At 40.3% G+C, this 15,702-nt stretch carries 18 protein-coding genes; 7 read left to right on the top strand and 11 right to left on the bottom strand.

The genetic code is table 11. The annotated features are described in order from the left end of the window. Nucleotides 1-175: 175 nt before the first annotated feature. From MJ612_RS01030 to MJ612_RS01080, 11 genes are all read right to left on the bottom strand, one after another. Complete coding sequence (locus tag MJ612_RS01030) at nt 176-487, bottom strand: hypothetical protein (RefSeq protein WP_187028591.1); 312 nt, start codon at nt 485-487, stop codon at nt 176-178. 275 nt (nt 488-762) lie between these two features. Then, nucleotides 763-2,202 carry a hypothetical protein gene (locus MJ612_RS01035; protein ID WP_187028593.1) on the bottom strand — a complete coding sequence of 480 codons (1,440 nt, stop codon included), beginning with the start codon at nt 2,200-2,202 and terminating at the stop codon, nt 763-765. 69 nt (nt 2,203-2,271) lie between these two features. Next, the gene (locus MJ612_RS01040) at nt 2,272-3,027 is read right to left on the bottom strand and encodes a KilA-N domain-containing protein (RefSeq protein ID WP_187028595.1); all 756 of its coding nucleotides are present in this window, start codon (nt 3,025-3,027) and stop codon (nt 2,272-2,274) included. A 109-nt stretch (nt 3,028-3,136) separates the two neighbouring features. Then, a complete protein-coding gene (locus tag MJ612_RS01045) occupies nt 3,137-3,493 on the bottom strand; it encodes a helix-turn-helix domain-containing protein (RefSeq protein ID WP_187028597.1) in 357 nt (118 codons plus the stop codon). 68 nt (nt 3,494-3,561) lie between these two features. After that, nucleotides 3,562-4,713 (bottom strand): hypothetical protein, encoded by a 1,152-nt coding sequence (locus MJ612_RS01050; protein WP_187028599.1) that lies wholly within the window; start codon nt 4,711-4,713, stop codon nt 3,562-3,564. A gap of 21 nt (nt 4,714-4,734) precedes the next feature. Next, complete coding sequence (locus tag MJ612_RS01055; protein ID WP_250419005.1) at nt 4,735-6,024, bottom strand: site-specific integrase; 1,290 nt, start codon at nt 6,022-6,024, stop codon at nt 4,735-4,737. Between the two features lie 363 nt (nt 6,025-6,387). Further along, the gene (locus MJ612_RS01060) at nt 6,388-6,804 is read right to left on the bottom strand and encodes a c-type cytochrome (RefSeq protein ID WP_187028603.1); all 417 of its coding nucleotides are present in this window, start codon (nt 6,802-6,804) and stop codon (nt 6,388-6,390) included. Further along, on the bottom strand, nt 6,791-7,474 hold the full coding sequence (locus MJ612_RS01065; RefSeq protein WP_250419006.1) for an SCO family protein: 684 nt from the start codon (nt 7,472-7,474) through the stop codon (nt 6,791-6,793). Before MJ612_RS01065 ends, MJ612_RS01060 begins: the two co-directional genes overlap by 14 nt. Then, a complete protein-coding gene (locus MJ612_RS01070; RefSeq protein WP_187028605.1) occupies nt 7,458-7,892 on the bottom strand; it encodes a hypothetical protein in 435 nt (144 codons plus the stop codon). Before MJ612_RS01070 ends, MJ612_RS01065 begins: the two co-directional genes overlap by 17 nt. Nucleotides 7,893-8,062: 170 nt before the next feature. After that, entirely contained in the window at nt 8,063-8,488 is a 426-nt protein-coding gene (locus MJ612_RS01075; RefSeq protein WP_250419007.1) for a DUF2267 domain-containing protein, read from the bottom strand. A 206-nt stretch (nt 8,489-8,694) separates the two neighbouring features. Next, on the bottom strand, nt 8,695-9,024 hold the full coding sequence (locus MJ612_RS01080; RefSeq protein ID WP_187028607.1) for a DMT family protein: 330 nt from the start codon (nt 9,022-9,024) through the stop codon (nt 8,695-8,697). A gap of 155 nt (nt 9,025-9,179) precedes the next feature. On the opposite strand from MJ612_RS01080, the gene MJ612_RS01085 reads away from it, so the two are divergent. From MJ612_RS01085 to MJ612_RS01115, 7 genes are all read left to right on the top strand, one after another. Beyond that, nucleotides 9,180-9,824 (top strand): hypothetical protein, encoded by a 645-nt coding sequence (locus MJ612_RS01085; protein WP_187028609.1) that lies wholly within the window; start codon nt 9,180-9,182, stop codon nt 9,822-9,824. Nucleotides 9,825-10,075: 251 nt separating this feature from the next. Further along, on the top strand, nt 10,076-12,031 hold the full coding sequence (gene gyrB / locus MJ612_RS01090; RefSeq protein ID WP_187028611.1) for a DNA topoisomerase (ATP-hydrolyzing) subunit B: 1,956 nt from the start codon (nt 10,076-10,078) through the stop codon (nt 12,029-12,031). Between the two features lie 200 nt (nt 12,032-12,231). Then, a complete protein-coding gene (locus tag MJ612_RS01095; protein WP_187028613.1) occupies nt 12,232-12,843 on the top strand; it encodes a DUF3450 domain-containing protein in 612 nt (203 codons plus the stop codon). An 89-nt stretch (nt 12,844-12,932) separates the two neighbouring features. Continuing rightward, nucleotides 12,933-13,442: a hypothetical protein gene (locus tag MJ612_RS01100; RefSeq protein ID WP_187028615.1), complete on the top strand. Its 510-nt coding sequence runs from the start codon at nt 12,933-12,935 to the stop codon at nt 13,440-13,442. Between the two features lie 97 nt (nt 13,443-13,539). Next, nucleotides 13,540-14,040 (top strand): DinB family protein, encoded by a 501-nt coding sequence (locus MJ612_RS01105; protein ID WP_187028617.1) that lies wholly within the window; start codon nt 13,540-13,542, stop codon nt 14,038-14,040. Nucleotides 14,041-14,060: 20 nt separating this feature from the next. After that, nucleotides 14,061-14,612 (top strand): GNAT family N-acetyltransferase, encoded by a 552-nt coding sequence (locus MJ612_RS01110; protein WP_187028619.1) that lies wholly within the window; start codon nt 14,061-14,063, stop codon nt 14,610-14,612. 174 nt (nt 14,613-14,786) lie between these two features. Beyond that, the gene (locus tag MJ612_RS01115; protein ID WP_187028621.1) at nt 14,787-15,437 is read left to right on the top strand and encodes a hypothetical protein; all 651 of its coding nucleotides are present in this window, start codon (nt 14,787-14,789) and stop codon (nt 15,435-15,437) included. Nucleotides 15,438-15,702: the final 265 nt, after the last annotated feature.

The following is a 15,702-nucleotide window of genomic DNA, read 5'->3' on the forward strand; positions in this document are numbered from 1 at the left end:
ATTATGATTGCTCAGATTCACCTTGAAATCGTGATAACCAAAAAAAATTAGGAAGAACGTGGTAGTGAAGTAATAAGAAAGGTGTAGGCTTGGATTAGCTATTATTACAAAGTCTTTTTAGGTATTCATGACGCAGGCATCCAGAATGTAGATGCTTGCAGGAAATTACAAGGTATTAATAAAGTCTAAGGCTACGCTCGCGTATAACACGATTCAATTCCTCTTTTTGATAGCGCCCGTTTCTGCCTAATGTCCGGTTAATATTATACTTGGCATTGAACTGGTAAAGTGTGCCAACTCTAACGCCTAGATATTCGGCTGCTTCCTTCGCCGTGAACGATGTCTTGCCTGCCCACTTGTCTTGTTTCTCCTTTTCTTTGTGAACGTTGCTCAGCTTTAACACTATTCGCTCTGCGTAGAAATCTAGCATCTCCATCAGGTCTGCACCTCTAATCCAGTAGGTGCCGTCTGGTTGAATCAATCCCATTTTCATTCTGTCATAAATTTTAGTAGTTAAAAATTGAATTAAGAATTTAAAAGTAAATAAACTAAAATATAAAAGGATTAATTCAGCTTAGCGAAGACAAATGAGAAGCATGCAAAAGCAAAAAGACCGAAGTTGATATTTAATAGGAATTAGGTGGGGTTATAAGATTTATTATCTATTGTTTCAGAAATTTTACATAACCATTTGAATCACACAGCAATATATGCTTGTGAAAATATCGTTTTTGCGCAAATGATTACTTAATCCCTTAAGATTTACTTAGCCAAGTACTCAAACCTTTTATACAATTCGATATCGTGCGGCCTTAGAGGCTTCTTTTGTATTGTTGGAGTAAGGTTATAGTCTTCATTACACACCTTATGCAGCAGGCCTACAACCTGATCAATTTCATTCTCTGAAACTATAAGTCCATCGTGTATAGAAACAACAAAACTTGTTGACTTCCATAATTGAGCACATACTGTATCTAGTACTATTCTGCTTTCTACTCGCTGCATCTCTCTAGATAAATCTTTGTAACCATGTTTACACTTATACTCATCAATAAACTTATAGACATTGGGAAACTCGTTTTCAAACGCTCTGGCAAAGATATTCCCTTCATTCCTAGATGTGAAAACCTTACAGTAAAAGACCTTTCCGAACATTACCACCTTAAAGCTGATTCGGTGTTCCTCTGCTGTATCATTTAACTCAATGCCATATATGACTCTATGCATGTACTCATAGAATTCGCCGCTCTCACAAAGATTTTTATAACGTAAAACATCTTCAGGCCAAGAGCCCCTATAGCGCTTTTTTAGTAGGCCGCAAAGCATTAATGGTTGGCAGTTGCGTATGTCTGCTTCAAATAAAGATGTACCGCCTTTATGCCTTATAAACCGTCTTAGCTCCCTAGACATTAGATTAGCCGTTGTGAATATCCGCTTACCATTTGGTACTCTTTTAAAGAAAATCTCTCCGGTTTTAAACTGGTTTATATGCTGAATATCCGCATTGTATCTCCCTTGCTTATAAGATGATATACACTTTAGAGAATCTAGCACATAATCTACAGTATGCCCATTCGCTTCGATAGCTCTAATTTTGGCAGGCAGTCGTTTTCTTAACTTTTCGTGATCTGTAGTATTAAACTTTTCTGTTGCTTCTCTTAGAACTGTTAGAGCCCTTTTAAGGTCACAGAATGTTTTGGCATAATAATTCAACTCTATGTCATTAAACGCCTTCCTTAGATGCCGTTCTACTCCAGGTTTAGGCTTGTAAATATCTTTTTGCCTCCATTCGTTGACATAGCCTGTAAAATTTCTGTCTATAACTTGATATTCAACAATATTATCAAATTGCAACTCATCAAAAAGGGAATATGATTTTGTTTGCTCTCCCTTAGTGTATGTTTCTTTGCTTTGTTTGCTCTCCTTACAATAGATAACACCTAGGGCTTTAAGTGTACTCATGACCGGCTCATCCTTTATCACATCCTTTATATCTTTGATTGAATGTAGGTGAACAAAGCCCCCATTTTGCTTGAAAACTCTGTCTGTGTCTTGAGATTGTTTTTCTAAGATCAAATGGATAGGCCATAGATAACGGGAAAGTTTCTTTTTATACTCCTTCTCTGGAAGGTGTTGCTTTAGTAAAGGCACAACACTTTCAGGCACGAGCAATTTGAGCACGTGTTTTGGCGGGCTTGGCATAATGTGGCGTGAATTATTAGGGGAGATAAGAGGGAGCCGTGCAGGAGTTAATGCACGGCTTTTACCCTGTTAAACTCTAAAAGAATTAGCTGTTATTTTGTTGACTGCTTCAGCTAAGGTTTTAGCAACCAGAGAACATTCTTTAGCACAGGCACTGTTACCTTGTAGCCCTTTGACTTTGATATTACCTGAAGTAACAGTCTCTGCAAGCTGGAAAAGAATAAGCTCTTGGGGGCTCATGTGGTCTCTGAAATTGGCAGATTTAGGTAACCCTAATTTTTCCAATACGTCTTTACTGCTGCCACCTGCAATAGGAATAGTTATGGCTTTTGTACACAGCGCATACCCATACTTGTGTACCCCATGCGCCTTTAAGGTATCCGTAAAAACCTGCCTTGCAAACTTCCCGTCAAACCTTGCTTTAATATGTTCATCACTCCAACCCTTCTTTTTATAGCTGTTGTATGCCCTGTCTAATACTAACTCAGGGTTTTGCTCTTCTTCGATTCGCTCAAAGAATACTTGGTTAACAGCGTAGTGCAATTCGGGAGAAAGATACTTGGCATAGGCTAATGCTATCTGCTTATGTGCGTAAGTACCGCCGCCTTTGCCTCTCTTGGTTTTTATAATGCAATTCTGAGTTGCATTTAGGATTCCACAAACCGTTTCGATCAATTGTTGTGTAGAATCTTGATTGATCCAGAAGTTAGGAGCTTGTTCTCTTTTACTACCGGAGGCTTTCCACAAATCTGTTATTGAGATTTTATCATCTTTATCTAATTGAACATCAACAGAATTGATTGTAAGAACTAATAATTCATTCATTATTTGCCTCCCTTCTTGATATCACATGCACGGACAACAACACCCGGACCAAAAGCGAGCAGAGCACGAAGAAGCAGGTACTCAACTTTGTAAGATATTCTCCCTTGCATTACCTTACCCTCCTCCCTGTTTTGATAGCCGAAACTGCTTCTTTGGCAATTTCGATTTGAGTTTGTTTGCGCCCAGAGTTCACCCAGTCTATTAATTCAAGCTTCGAAAAGTAGAGGCGTTTCCCCCTTTTGCTGAAAGGGATTAAGCGTCGCTGCGTAAAACTGTACAATGTTGGAACTGCTAAGCTTAAGAACTCAGCAGCTTCTTTAACATTAAGTAACTTATCTTCTGTTTGTATTGAAGTAAAGCTAGATTGGGATAGTTGTTGTAAGAGTATATCTAGCTTAAGGGAAAGGGGAGATACGGCTTGATTTACAGCCCGTGTTAGTAGTTGATCGAATGTAAATTGCTCCATTATATGTTTTGTTAATTGATAATGTGAGCAAGAAATAAAGTAAGTAGATGGTAAGTATCAATTATAAATTACTTACCAATCTTACCATTCATTGTCTTCAGATCGAAGTCCCAGGTTCGAGGCTTTGTTGAGAATTTAGTGTAAGTAGTATTCCATGCTACTTCGGGTTCATTAAAATGATTTGGGAATACTTTATATAAGAAATCAACATAAAGTTTTTTCTCATTATGTCTGCTACCGTACATGGTGACACTAACTAAATAGAAGGCATATCTAATATGACCTTTTTGCATTCCTACTAAATAAATAGGATCTATATCAATAGGTATTTCTTTTTTACTAATAAGATGTAATGTGTAATCGTATAAGCGTTTGAAATCAAACTCTGGCATAATACGGGCCCCACTTATATTATAACCAGCTAGAAAGTTTATATGCTTCAATGACTGAAGCTTCTTATCTTCAAGATGCTGCTCATTAATTCTAGGGTGCACATCGCCTATTGTACTTAATTGTTTTTTATTCTGTGATGAACTTTGGGTGATGGTTAATGTGTCCTGCTTTACTGTAATAGCTAAATGACTTTGATAAATATCTATTGTGCTCCACAATTCATAAATAATAGCATCCTTTACTAATGTAATCAGACCTAAATACTTTTCTAGATATTTTGAATCAATCAAATCAGCTTCTATAGTTACCTCATAATAGTTTTTGTTGAATATGTTATTGGTCTTTGCCGGAATTAATCCTCCTGTGATTGGGGAGTAATAAGAAGGTGTAACCTTAGTAAATCTTTCTAAATGACCATACTCTCGATCTGGATGACTAAAAAAATCGTCTTCAGCATCCTTAATCTTGAAAGCAAATTCTTCAAGAGCAAAATGATTGTGCTGATTAATCACCTTTAAGGCTGCTTCTTTAGATATATCAATGGTAGATAATAGGTCTCTTTTGATATTGTTGAAATAGAGTTGTTTGTTTAAATCATTATAACTGTGCATAACATTTTCAAACTCATCTTTTAAGTTAGGAAGTATCTCTAATAGCCTTTTAACGGGCTCTTCGATGTTATCATATCCTGGAATTCCGAAGTAAGTCTCTTTGTCTTTAATTGGATTCTTAGTTTTGAAACGAAAGTATTCTATCAAATATTCCTGGCTTCCTATCGTGTGCAGTGTACTTAATAGGAGTAATTTATTATGGCCAACAGATTTCATTTGGTTATGCTTTATATGTAGCTATTCGGATTCTTTATTACTGGTAAAGGCAGTTAGCTTAGCTGTATATTGTTTTTTAACATCATTCTCAAAGCTATCTAGATAAGATTCAGTGGTTCTTAAATTGCTGTGTCCCAGTGATTCGGAAATAAACTCGATGGGAGCGCCTGCACGCTTTAGTACTGTTGAGAATGAATGCCTCGCTGTATAAGAAGTAACATTTTTATCAATGCCTACTGAACTAGCAATTCGCTTTATATATTTATTAAGTGTTTTAGTTGCTTGTCTTACCTTAGCAAGCTCCATATCAGGAGATAAACCTTCCGTGAGTATGGGAAAGACATAGCTATTATCCAAAGCTGGCTTATTACCCCAACGATTAATAATCTGATCGACTTCAGGAGTGCGTATTGCAACAATAGTCTTTAAATCATGTCTTGAAGTGCGCTCAGTTTTAGCTCTTACAAATGTTATGTTATCTGTAGAAAGCTGTCTATACTTGAGTCTTGCAATGTCTTTCATGTTTATGCCATTGCATAAATATGAGAATATCCAAAAGTCTCGTGCTTTCTCCTCACTATTGTGATTGGTTTTGTAATGGAATATCTTTTCAATATCAGCTAGGGGAAGTGCCTTCTTTACATTTTTACTTGCTGGCGTTTGATATTTCCTTTTGCCAAATGGGTACAAGTCTTTATCTAGGTCTCCAGATGAAATTACATCATTAAATAATGTTTTCAACGTTCGTAGATACATGCTTACAGTTGTTAATGTCTTGCCCCGCCCAAGCATCCATTTTTCATATCCTTTCAAAAAATCTACAGTTACAGCAGAGAAGGGTAGGGGTCTTTTGTTTTTCAAAAGTGATTCTCTTCTTTTCTCCCTTTCTTTAGTAGTAACCCCTTTGCGGTTTGTTAAAGGTTGTTTTAGGGTATATGCTATTAGAGAGTAATAGGCGCTCTCATAATTACTAGCATTTCCCGCTTGCCCCTCATCCCGTAATATTTTAATATGTTGTTCATAAGTAGAAAAGACTTCGTCCCTGTAGGCTTTATCCAAGAATTTTTTTTCAAATAAAGCAAATGAGAATGGTGAAAGTTTTTCGATTACTTTTATGGCTTTCTGCTCAATAGCTTGGAATGCGATTTGAAGCTTCTTGTATTCCCCTTTAGGTTTCTCACCTTTTGTTTTAGAAAACTCATCTTCGCTTAATGAATAGATAGTGCCAAAGTATTTCCTTTGTCTTAGGTATGTAATTCTTAGTTTGACCGGGTATGTGCCATCTTTTAGCGCCCGTCTAGTATCGAGCATCACTGAAGTATGGGGAATGGACATTGTGTGCAAATATTAAAGTGAACACACAATTTGCACACAATGTGTGAAAATAACAATCAATAACAAATAATATCTATTCGTACATTTGTACGTTTTAGCACATTTTATGCAGGTTTTATAATGACTTATAAATATGTATTAAACCTGTGGTTATGCCTTCTAAGCAGTAGGTCTTTGGTTCGAATCCAAACGGGATCACTAAAAAAGCCTCTTTACATAAAGTAAAGAGGCTTTTTTGTTTTCAGATGTATAAATCCTTTAGGAAACGCTCTGGTAAACTTGAAAGCTGCCAAATTACATCCTGAGTAGTTGTTCTTTTCCTGCAATGTGTAGCAGATGCTACTTCTTCTCAGCCGGACAAGCTTCCAGCATTTCTTCTACTTCCGGGAAAGTATAGCGCTCGTTTTTATTACCGAAGTTAGTCTGGATGTAATTAAGCAGGTTGGTTATTTCGTCTTCGCGCAGGGTAAGTACACCGGGCATCTCTTTGTTATACTCTATGCCATTTACTACCATCGGGCCAGATGCACCATTTCGGATCAGGCAGGCTAACTCGTCGCGGTGCGTTTGCAGGTAATCAGCTTTGGCTATGGGCGGAATGAGGCCGCGTAAGCCGGAACCGTCTTCCATGTGGCAGCTCTGGCAATGCTGCACGTATAGTTTCTGGCCCTGGTTCTGTTTATCAGTAAAGCATTGTGTAAGCGTAGTAAGTGCTAAAGCACCTAATACACCTGCTGCAAATCTATTTTTTCTCATGCTGTTGCTCTTTCAGCAATACATCTATATCCTGTAGCAAACGGTCCACGTCTTCCTGCTCTGTGCCTTCGTATTTACCACGAATGTGGCGGTTCTGGTCGATCAGCATAAAATGCCCGCTGTGCGAAAAGCCACCTTCTACATCTTTGTCTTCCTGGGCACCAACAAAGTACTTCATAGCAATGTCATAGATGCTGTCGCGGTCGCCGGTTAAAAAGTGCCATTTGTTTGTTGCTACATTCAGGCGCTCAGCATACTCTTTTAAAACAGCTACAGTATCATGTTTCGGGTCGATAGTGTGGGAGAGTAGTACCACGTTCGGATTGTCTTTATACTTCTCGTACACGCGCAGCATCTGGTTTTTCATTTTAGGGCAGATACTAGGGCAGGTCGTGAAAAAGAAATCGGTAACATAAACTTTTCCTGCTACAGTCTCCTGGGTAACAAGCTGGCTATCCTGGTTTACAAAGGCAAATTCAGGGATCTGGTGGTAAACGGTATCTGTAACGGTTTTGCCATCTACTTCGCTGGTTACAGCTTCGCGCTCTCCAAGTATAGGTAAGGTATTCTCAGATGGGTTGCTCTGGCAACTATAGGTTAGGGCAGCTGAAAGTATAAAAGCTGCAGCAAGCATGATTTGCTTCAGGCTATACTTATTTCTTTGGTTCATATTGTTCTGATACTTGGTGGGCAGCCTGTATGGTGCTGTCCATAATGGTTCTTACTCTTTTAATTTTCTGTAATTCCTGCTGCAGGTAATTTATCGCTTGTTTGTGTTGCAAAGTATCAGGAACTTTATAGTTACGCATCCAGTTCATCATACTTTCATCTGCTGCCTCCAGGCCGGCAATGTTCTGCTGTAGTGCCTGTATGGTAGCGCTGTCTGGTTGCTGGGTGGTTAGGGTGTCGCTGAGGGCCTGCAGGTTGCGTCGCAGTTTTATGATAGTACCCATTTCGGCCATGGCAGAATCGTGTACAGCCATAACCTGGTTTTCCAGATCGGCTTTCTGTTCGGCTTCTGATGGGCCGGGAGTACAACCTGCAAGTATAGCTAATGGCAAAGCCAGCAGTATGATCAGCTTTTTCACGATGTGTTTCAGGATGAAGCTTTTGAATTACAGCTACGAAGGTACGGGCTATTGCAGGAATGTAAAAATACAGGCAGGTATAAATTGACTTTTAACGCCAGAAAGCAGGTTATCCTCTATAAAAACAAAAGCCCGGCTACAACCGGGCCTTTATAAATTCAAATATTTCATCAGGCTGCTACCATAATCTCAGAATGTAACGCATGTTCTATCTGTTGGTATTGGCCTTCAGAAAGATGATCTTTCAGGAAGCTCATCACATCCTGGAAAGCATAATGTGCATGCTCCAGGGTAGGGAAGTCAGCTATTTCTGCAAACGTGTCTTTAGACCGGATAAAGTCCAGCCATTCTTTCTCGTGGCGTATGCGCACCGGTTCATGCATGTTGTAGCCATCAAAGTATATACCTTTCCAGATGATAGGTAATTGGGCTGCCAGATGAATTGCTTCGCCAGGCTGAATCCTGTCGCGGATGGCGTGCAGTACAGCCCTGAAAATCCGGTTCGCTTTGTTAACATCGTCAATTCCTAAATAAGTGCAGAGCTCGTTGCTCCAGGTGTTGGCGTCTTTCACATAATTCTCAAAATTCATTGCCATTACTACCTCCTTTTTAAGTTACACATCATCTAATTTATTAACGATGCCCGCGTTGTTATTGGTTGTTTGTTATCAGTAAACAGGTAGCAGTAAGCAGTTATCAGTATAAAGTAAGTGGTAAGCATCAGACAGCAAATAATGAGCAATAAGCAGTAAGCACAATTATTATAATTTCTCTGACTAAAAAGGTGTTACTATAATTGGAATCACCACTTTTTGAATACAAAGAAAACGGCGGCAAGTATAAGTATAAACCCAACTATGTAATTCCATTTTACTTCTTCACGCAGGTAAAGAACTGAAAAGCCGATAAATACTACCAAGGTTATTACTTCCTGTATGGTCTTGAGCTGAAAAGCAGAGAATTGCCCATGGCCGATGCGGTTGGCCGGCACCTGGAAACAGTACTCAAAAAAGGCTATCAACCAGCTGATAAGTATAACTTTCCACAACGATACGTCTTTATACTTGAGGTGGCCATACCAGGCAAAAGTCATAAAGATGTTGGAGATCAAAAGCAAAACTATAGTTTTCATAAAGTATAAGAATAGCCGTAAATATAGTTGGTAGTTACTGGTTGTTGGCAGTTAGTTCTTAGCACCAATAACGGGTAACAAGTAATCAACAACTAAAATTAAACCTGTGGCACGATTATAGATATTAGAAGTTCTATATAAAGCCTTACACAACTATGAAAAGAATTTATATCTGGGCACTAATTCTGTGTGGCAGCGCGGCTATACTTGCCGGGTGTCAAAAGCAGGAAATCGAAGAAGAGAATTACCTTGAAGTAATAGGCGAGTACGACGAAGTAACACCAGATGCAGGTTATCGCTTAACACTTTCCTATAACGGACCTATGAGCATGCGCGATAAATTTCAGGCGTGGGCAGACTCGATGCGCAAGGTGCTGCCGGGCATGGTAAAGACAAACGACAATATATACATAAACTACATGCCCGAACAGATGAGCAAACGACCAAGCAGCGAGCTGTTTCAGGTGGGAGTAACTTATATTGTAAATGTGGCTGATAGCGCTACTTACGAGCAACTTGCCAGGGACATGCTGAAACGCCAGATACCATTCAGCCTGAACATGACCGGCACATTTATAGAACCCCAAAAGAAACTTGCTCTGCAGCAAAAGATACTAGCCAAAGCAATAGACAACGCTAAAGCAAAGCTTGATTTCCTGAAAGGTGGCAGGCCTGGAAGCAGGTACGAAATCGTAAGTATAGAAGAACTGGATAACCTGCAACCCTACGGCCCCGACTACTTTGACTTTAACCGCCGCATGGTTGCCCGCGTGAGGGTAAAAGCCCGCCTTATAGACTAATCTTATTTTCCTGTTTTTAATTGCCGGAGGGCTGCCAGCACAAGTTGGCAGCTCTTTGTGTTTTATGCGGTATAAAGTTGATAAACAGGCACTAATACAGGTATAATTTTGTTGCTATATAGTTGCTGTTGCGTCATGGCAAAGTATAAACCTTACTGCTTGTAGCGCCAGTGGTTTTTAGCCACTGAAAGTATAGCATAATCGAAATAAAAGTGGTAATTTTACCTACTAATCTACCTTATTAATTACACATGAGTGAAGTAGAAGCACAAAGAGCAAATAATTATTCAGCAGATAGTATACAGGTACTGGAAGGACTGGAAGCAGTTCGTAAACGTCCTGCCATGTACATCGGCGACATTGGTATAAAAGGCTTACACCACCTGGTATGGGAAGTAGTAGATAACTCTATAGACGAAGCCCTGGCCGGCCATTGCGATGAGATCAATGTTACCATCAACGAAGATAATTCTGTCACGGTATCGGATAACGGTCGTGGTATTCCTACAGATTTTCACCAGAAAGAAGGCCGTTCTGCCCTGGAGGTAGTTATGACGGTACTGCACGCCGGTGGTAAATTTGATAAAGACACTTATAAAGTATCGGGTGGTTTGCATGGTGTAGGTGTATCCTGCGTTAACGCACTATCCACGGACCTGCATGTAACAGTGCACCGCAACGGTAAAGTGTTTGAGCAGCATTACAACATTGGTGTGCCGGCTTACCCGGTACGCGAAATCGGTACTACAGACAGAACTGGTACACAGGTACACTTTAAACCTGATGCTTCGATCTTTACTGTAACTGAGTATAAATATGATACAGTTGCCAGCCGTTTACGTGAGCTTGCATTCCTGAACAAAGGTATTCGCATTAACCTGAGAGACCTGCGCGAACTGAATGAGCAGGGCGAACCGCTGAACGATACCTTCTTCTCTGAAGGTGGTTTGAAGGAGTTCGTGGCTTACCTGGATGAGACCCGTGAGAACCTGATCCCGGAGCCGATACACGTAGAGAGTGAGAAAAACGGTGTGCCTGTAGAGATTGCTCTGCAGTATAACACATCGTATGCGGAGAACATCTTCTCTTACGTTAACAACATCAACACCATAGAGGGTGGTACGCACGTAGCCGGTTTCCGCCGTGCCCTTACCCGTACTTTGAAATCATATGCTGAGAAATCAGGTATGCTGGATAAGTTGAAAATTGACATTGCTGGTGATGACTTCAGGGAAGGTTTGACGGCTGTTATCTCCGTTAAAGTGGCTGAACCACAGTTTGAAGGTCAGACAAAAACCAAACTGGGTAACTCTGAAGTTTCTGGTGCAGTGGATGTAGCCGTTGGCGAAATGCTGACCCAGTTCCTGGAAGAAAATCCGAAGGAAGCCCGTACCATTGTGCAGAAAGTTATACTTGCCGCACAGGCCCGTAACGCAGCCCGTAAGGCCCGCGAAATGGTGCAGCGTAAGAACGTGCTTTCCGGTACCAGCTTACCTGGTAAACTAGCCGACTGCTCTGATAATAATCCGGAGAACTGCGAGATATACCTGGTAGAGGGTGACTCTGCGGGTGGTTCTGCCAAGCAGGGCCGCGACCGTAAGTTCCAGGCTATACTTCCGCTTCGTGGTAAAATTCTGAACGTGGAGAAAGCGCAGGAGCACCGTATCTACGAGAACGAAGAGATCAAGAACATGATTACGGCGCTGGGTGTGAGCTTTGGTACGGCAGATGGCGAAAAAGCCCTGAACATGGAGAAGCTTCGTTACCACCGTATCATCATCATGACGGATGCCGATATCGACGGATCGCACATTCGTACACTTATACTTACGTTCTTCTTCCGCTACATGCGCGAACTGATCGAGAATGGTTATATCTACATTGCATTGCCTCCGCTATACCTGGTTAAAAAAGGTAAAGAAGAGCGTTATTGCTGGAGTGAGCAGGACCGTATTGATGCGATTGCAGAAATTGGCAAAGGTAAGGAAGACAGTGTAGGTGTGCAGCGTTACAAAGGTCTTGGTGAGATGAACCCGGAACAGCTTTGGAACACAACCATGGACCCTTCTACACGCAGCTTAAAACGTGTAAGTATAGAATCGGCAGCCGAAGCAGATCACCTGTTCTCGATGCTGATGGGCGACGAAGTTGGTCCACGCCGTGACTTTATCGAGCGTAATGCCAAGTATGCACGTGTAGACGTGTAAGTACTTTATCAATAATTTAAAAGCCGGCTATACTTCTAAAGTATAGCCGGCTTTTTTGTTGGTACTGCATAAGATTAAATGCAGAATTAATGTATATTCAAGTTGAGTAATTTTAGGATATGCATTTATACTTACGCCTATAGTGCAGATAAGCGTATGTTTTTGTTTATCTACTAGTTAGCACTCATAGAAATTCATAAATGAAGAAAAGTTGTTTACTGGTTTCACTCCTGGTTTTATGCTTAGGGTGTGCTAATGATACGAATGATATTCAGGCTAATGAAACTACTTCTGAAAGAGTAGCAGCTGAGTCAGAAATTTTAAGTAATGACAGCTCAAGAGGCCGAAATGATGAGCAGAAAGACATGCTCGCAGAATTCAAATTGTTAAAACAACAGATTGAAAGTGGCGACTATAGGCAGATTGAAAATTTCCTTAGTCAAATTCAATCTTATGAGGCAAAGCAACCGAGTCAAATGACGGCAGAAGAGAAATTGAGCTTTCCTCGGCTAACAAAAGATGATTTAGCTGATTTCCTAATGTCCGTCGATATGGACTCCTTGAAGGAAAACAGCAGCTTTGATAAGAGTTATTCTTTTCACTCTGCCCCAAAAGAGTATGAGCCAGACAGCGAAGAATGCCCTGATATGCTTCAACTTTCTATAGATAGAGAAAATGAAGGTTTTAGCCTTCTGCAAAATAACAGCTTCTTAGTTGATGAAACAATTGGCTGTGCAGAGTCATCAACTGTTTATCTCTTTACGGTTGAGAATGGGAATCTTATACTCAAAAAAATAGATTATGCGGGGTAGAACTAAGTGTGCTAACCCAGCACAGGCATTAGTCTCGGCTATGCCTCACCCACAGCCTGTCCGAGTCCGTTAGCACCCATTTCAATCACGTGAATAATAAAATAGAGATACTAAAGTCAAACACGATACTTTTCACAGGAATTGAGTTAGTGAAAGATTCCTTATCGGAGTGGCTGATTGATGAAATCTATGAAATTGATGAGAAGAATAAAAATGAGCAGATACTTAAAGATAAGCTGAACTCCAAAGATGATTTAATAAAGCTGAAGGAATTTCTTGACAGAGAAATAAAGCATCAGGATGACGCATTATATGACTCTTGCGTTGAGGAACTAAGGGAAATGAAGGAAGATTTGAGGTGGAGCAGTTCAAAAGATGGTAAATTTATCATAAAGCTGGAGGATTGGGTGCTTGATGCTAGAAACAAGATTTCGAAACAAGGGTGGTACAAGATATTTATCGGTAGAAGCATTATTGATCCTAAGGAGTTGAACATAGGTGGTTGGGTAAGGAACAATAGGGAGTCTGTTGAGATTAAGGCACAAATAGATTCGTGGGTACCGCCTGTTTCTCCAGGGTATATGTTTGAGATAGAATAAGAAAAAACAATTGCTAACCATGTACATGAGCAAAGCTTCGGCTACGTCTTACTCACCTTATGTACCAAGCCGTTAGAAGCCTTAACCTACCTAAACTATGGAAATAACTTCTATAAAGTCATTTCTGGATTATTATGAGCGTATTCGGGAGCGTACGAACCGGGTGGTGCAGGTGATTCCGCCGGATAAAATAGACTGGAGCTATAAACCTGGCAAGTTTACGATTGCAGATATTGTAAGGCACATTGCAGCCATAGAGCGTTACATGTATGCCGAAAACGTACAGGGTAAGCCAAGTTGTTACCACGGTTGCGGAAAAGAACTGGCTGATGGGTATGAGAATATAGTTACTTATTTTAATGCCATGCATCAGGAGTCTGTAGAGATTTTCAGTAGGCTAAGCGATGAAGACCTGCAGCGAAAATGCGTAACTCCTGGTGGCGGAGAAATTACAACCTGGAAATGGCTACGCGCTATGGTTGAGCACGAAATTCACCACAGGGCACAGCTCTATATTTACCTGAATATGCTGGATGTGAAAACACCACCAATTTTTGGGTTAACAGCCGAAGAAGTACAGGCTAATTCGTTAAAATAACTTGAAGCAAACTATATTTTATGCACAGCAACTTATCAGTAAGAGAACTCCAGGAGCAGGATATTACACTTATTGCGGATTACTGGCTAAAATCTGATTCGGAGCACCTTATAGGTATGGGAGTAGACATGGCTAAACTTCCTACCCGCCAGCAGCTTACCCAAATGCTGCAGGCACAGCTAAACGCACCACTCCACGAAAAGCAATCTTACTGTGTTATTTGGGAAGTGGATAGTCAGGCAGTAGGGCACTCTAATATAAACAAGATCATGTTTGGCGAAGAAGCTTACATGCACCTGCACATGTGGCGCTCAGATATTCGTAAACAGGGGCTAGGTTCAGCGCTTGTAAAAATGTCGTTGCCATACTTCTTCGAGAACCTGCAGTTAAAAACATTATATTGCGAACCTTATGCATTAAATCCCGCCCCGAACAAAACACTGCAAAAGGTAGGCTTTGAGCTGGAAAAAGAATATATAACCATACCCGGTTCCCTTAATTTTGAGCAGCCTGTAAAGCGTTGGCGGTTGAGCTATAGCAAGTATAAATCGCAGCAAGAACAAACAGAGTAATTACTTTAACTTAATAGTTAGGTATAACAGAACTTACCTCAGAGTTTAATAAAGTTTTGGTAGCGCAGGCGGTGACTAATACTGATAAAAATATATTCTCTGGCAGCAGTGGCATTCAACCGGATATTTAGTAGCATTGCACCAAAAAACCAAAACTTGAAATAAGTTTAATTCATGAAAAATTTGAAGGCTGCTCTTATAGTTCTGGCCTGTTCATTTTTTTATCCGGCTATTGTTAGTGCTCAGGTAGATCTGTCTCTTAAAGCCCGTGGTACCGGGTTTTATGGGAAGTTCGGGCAAACCTATGCTGCCATTGGGTATGAGCCGGGTATAACTATAAAACCTTCGGTGAGTAAGCCTTGGGCAGGAGGCGTAAGCTATTCTAAAAATATTCTGGGTTACGATGCAAATTCCAATCTGGAAGCAGATATGAACCTGGTTACCTTTCATTTAGGTGGGAAAGGATCAATAGGTAAGTACGTACATCCGTTTGCTTATGCTTTACTGGGTTTCCGTTTCATGAGTTATGACAATGATGATATTGCAACTGATGATGATCCCTTATTCACGTCGTTTTCGCTAGGGTATGGCACCAGGGCCGGTTTGCAGATCGGTAGTGGTAAATGGCGTTTTGAAGGAAGTATAGAATTTCTGACCGGCACCAGATCCAGGTATTTAACACCGGAATCTTTCGAGAAAGCAGCAGACTCAGGCCAAAGCTATCGCGACTTTACATATCGCTCCCCAATCATGGGCTTATCAGTAGGTGCAGGTGTTGCCTACGTATTCAGCTGGAGTAGCCTTCAATCTGACCTCGACGAGTAAGTATAATTTCTTATAATATGATATCGTGAAAGACCAGCTGTAATGGCTGGTCTTTTTGTTTAAATGCAATTACTTGCTAATTAGGTGTCTGCACTTACGCCCGCCCATCTTTCACAACATCTAATTTTGGGTTTACCATTTTATATAATGGGTTAACCATTTAATGTATAGGAATCATAAAATAAACCATCTTAATTTATAACATGGTACTTAAGTTATGTGTATTATAAATTTATTGTGCTATTGATGAGCTAAACTTTATTTA

Source organism: Pontibacter deserti, assembly GCF_023630255.1.
Taxonomy (GTDB): domain Bacteria; phylum Bacteroidota; class Bacteroidia; order Cytophagales; family Hymenobacteraceae; genus Pontibacter; species Pontibacter deserti.

Excerpts from the sequence above, each read along its gene's own strand:
- MJ612_RS01045 (WP_187028597.1), bottom strand. The coding sequence starts at position 3,493 with ATGGAGCAATTTACATTCGATCAACTACTAACACGGGCTGTAAATCAA.
- MJ612_RS01040 (WP_187028595.1), bottom strand. The coding sequence starts at position 3,027 with ATGAATGAATTATTAGTTCTTACAATCAATTCTGTTGATGTTCAATTA.
- MJ612_RS01030 (WP_187028591.1), bottom strand. The coding sequence starts at position 487 with ATGGGATTGATTCAACCAGACGGCACCTACTGGATTAGAGGTGCAGAC.
- MJ612_RS01080 (WP_187028607.1), bottom strand. The coding sequence starts at position 9,024 with ATGAAAACTATAGTTTTGCTTTTGATCTCCAACATCTTTATGACTTTT.
- MJ612_RS01105 (WP_187028617.1), top strand. The coding sequence starts at position 13,540 with ATGGAAATAACTTCTATAAAGTCATTTCTGGATTATTATGAGCGTATT.
- MJ612_RS01095 (WP_187028613.1), top strand. The coding sequence starts at position 12,232 with ATGAAGAAAAGTTGTTTACTGGTTTCACTCCTGGTTTTATGCTTAGGG.
- MJ612_RS01065 (WP_250419006.1), bottom strand. The coding sequence starts at position 7,474 with ATGAACCAAAGAAATAAGTATAGCCTGAAGCAAATCATGCTTGCTGCA.
- MJ612_RS01050 (WP_187028599.1), bottom strand. The coding sequence starts at position 4,713 with ATGAAATCTGTTGGCCATAATAAATTACTCCTATTAAGTACACTGCAC.
- MJ612_RS01035 (WP_187028593.1), bottom strand. The coding sequence starts at position 2,202 with ATGCCAAGCCCGCCAAAACACGTGCTCAAATTGCTCGTGCCTGAAAGT.
- gyrB (WP_187028611.1), top strand. The coding sequence starts at position 10,076 with ATGAGTGAAGTAGAAGCACAAAGAGCAAATAATTATTCAGCAGATAGT.
- MJ612_RS01115 (WP_187028621.1), top strand. The coding sequence starts at position 14,787 with ATGAAAAATTTGAAGGCTGCTCTTATAGTTCTGGCCTGTTCATTTTTT.
- MJ612_RS01060 (WP_187028603.1), bottom strand. The coding sequence starts at position 6,804 with ATGAGAAAAAATAGATTTGCAGCAGGTGTATTAGGTGCTTTAGCACTT.
- MJ612_RS01085 (WP_187028609.1), top strand. The coding sequence starts at position 9,180 with ATGAAAAGAATTTATATCTGGGCACTAATTCTGTGTGGCAGCGCGGCT.
- MJ612_RS01110 (WP_187028619.1), top strand. The coding sequence starts at position 14,061 with ATGCACAGCAACTTATCAGTAAGAGAACTCCAGGAGCAGGATATTACA.
- MJ612_RS01055 (WP_250419005.1), bottom strand. The coding sequence starts at position 6,024 with ATGCTCGATACTAGACGGGCGCTAAAAGATGGCACATACCCGGTCAAA.
- MJ612_RS01075 (WP_250419007.1), bottom strand. The coding sequence starts at position 8,488 with ATGGCAATGAATTTTGAGAATTATGTGAAAGACGCCAACACCTGGAGC.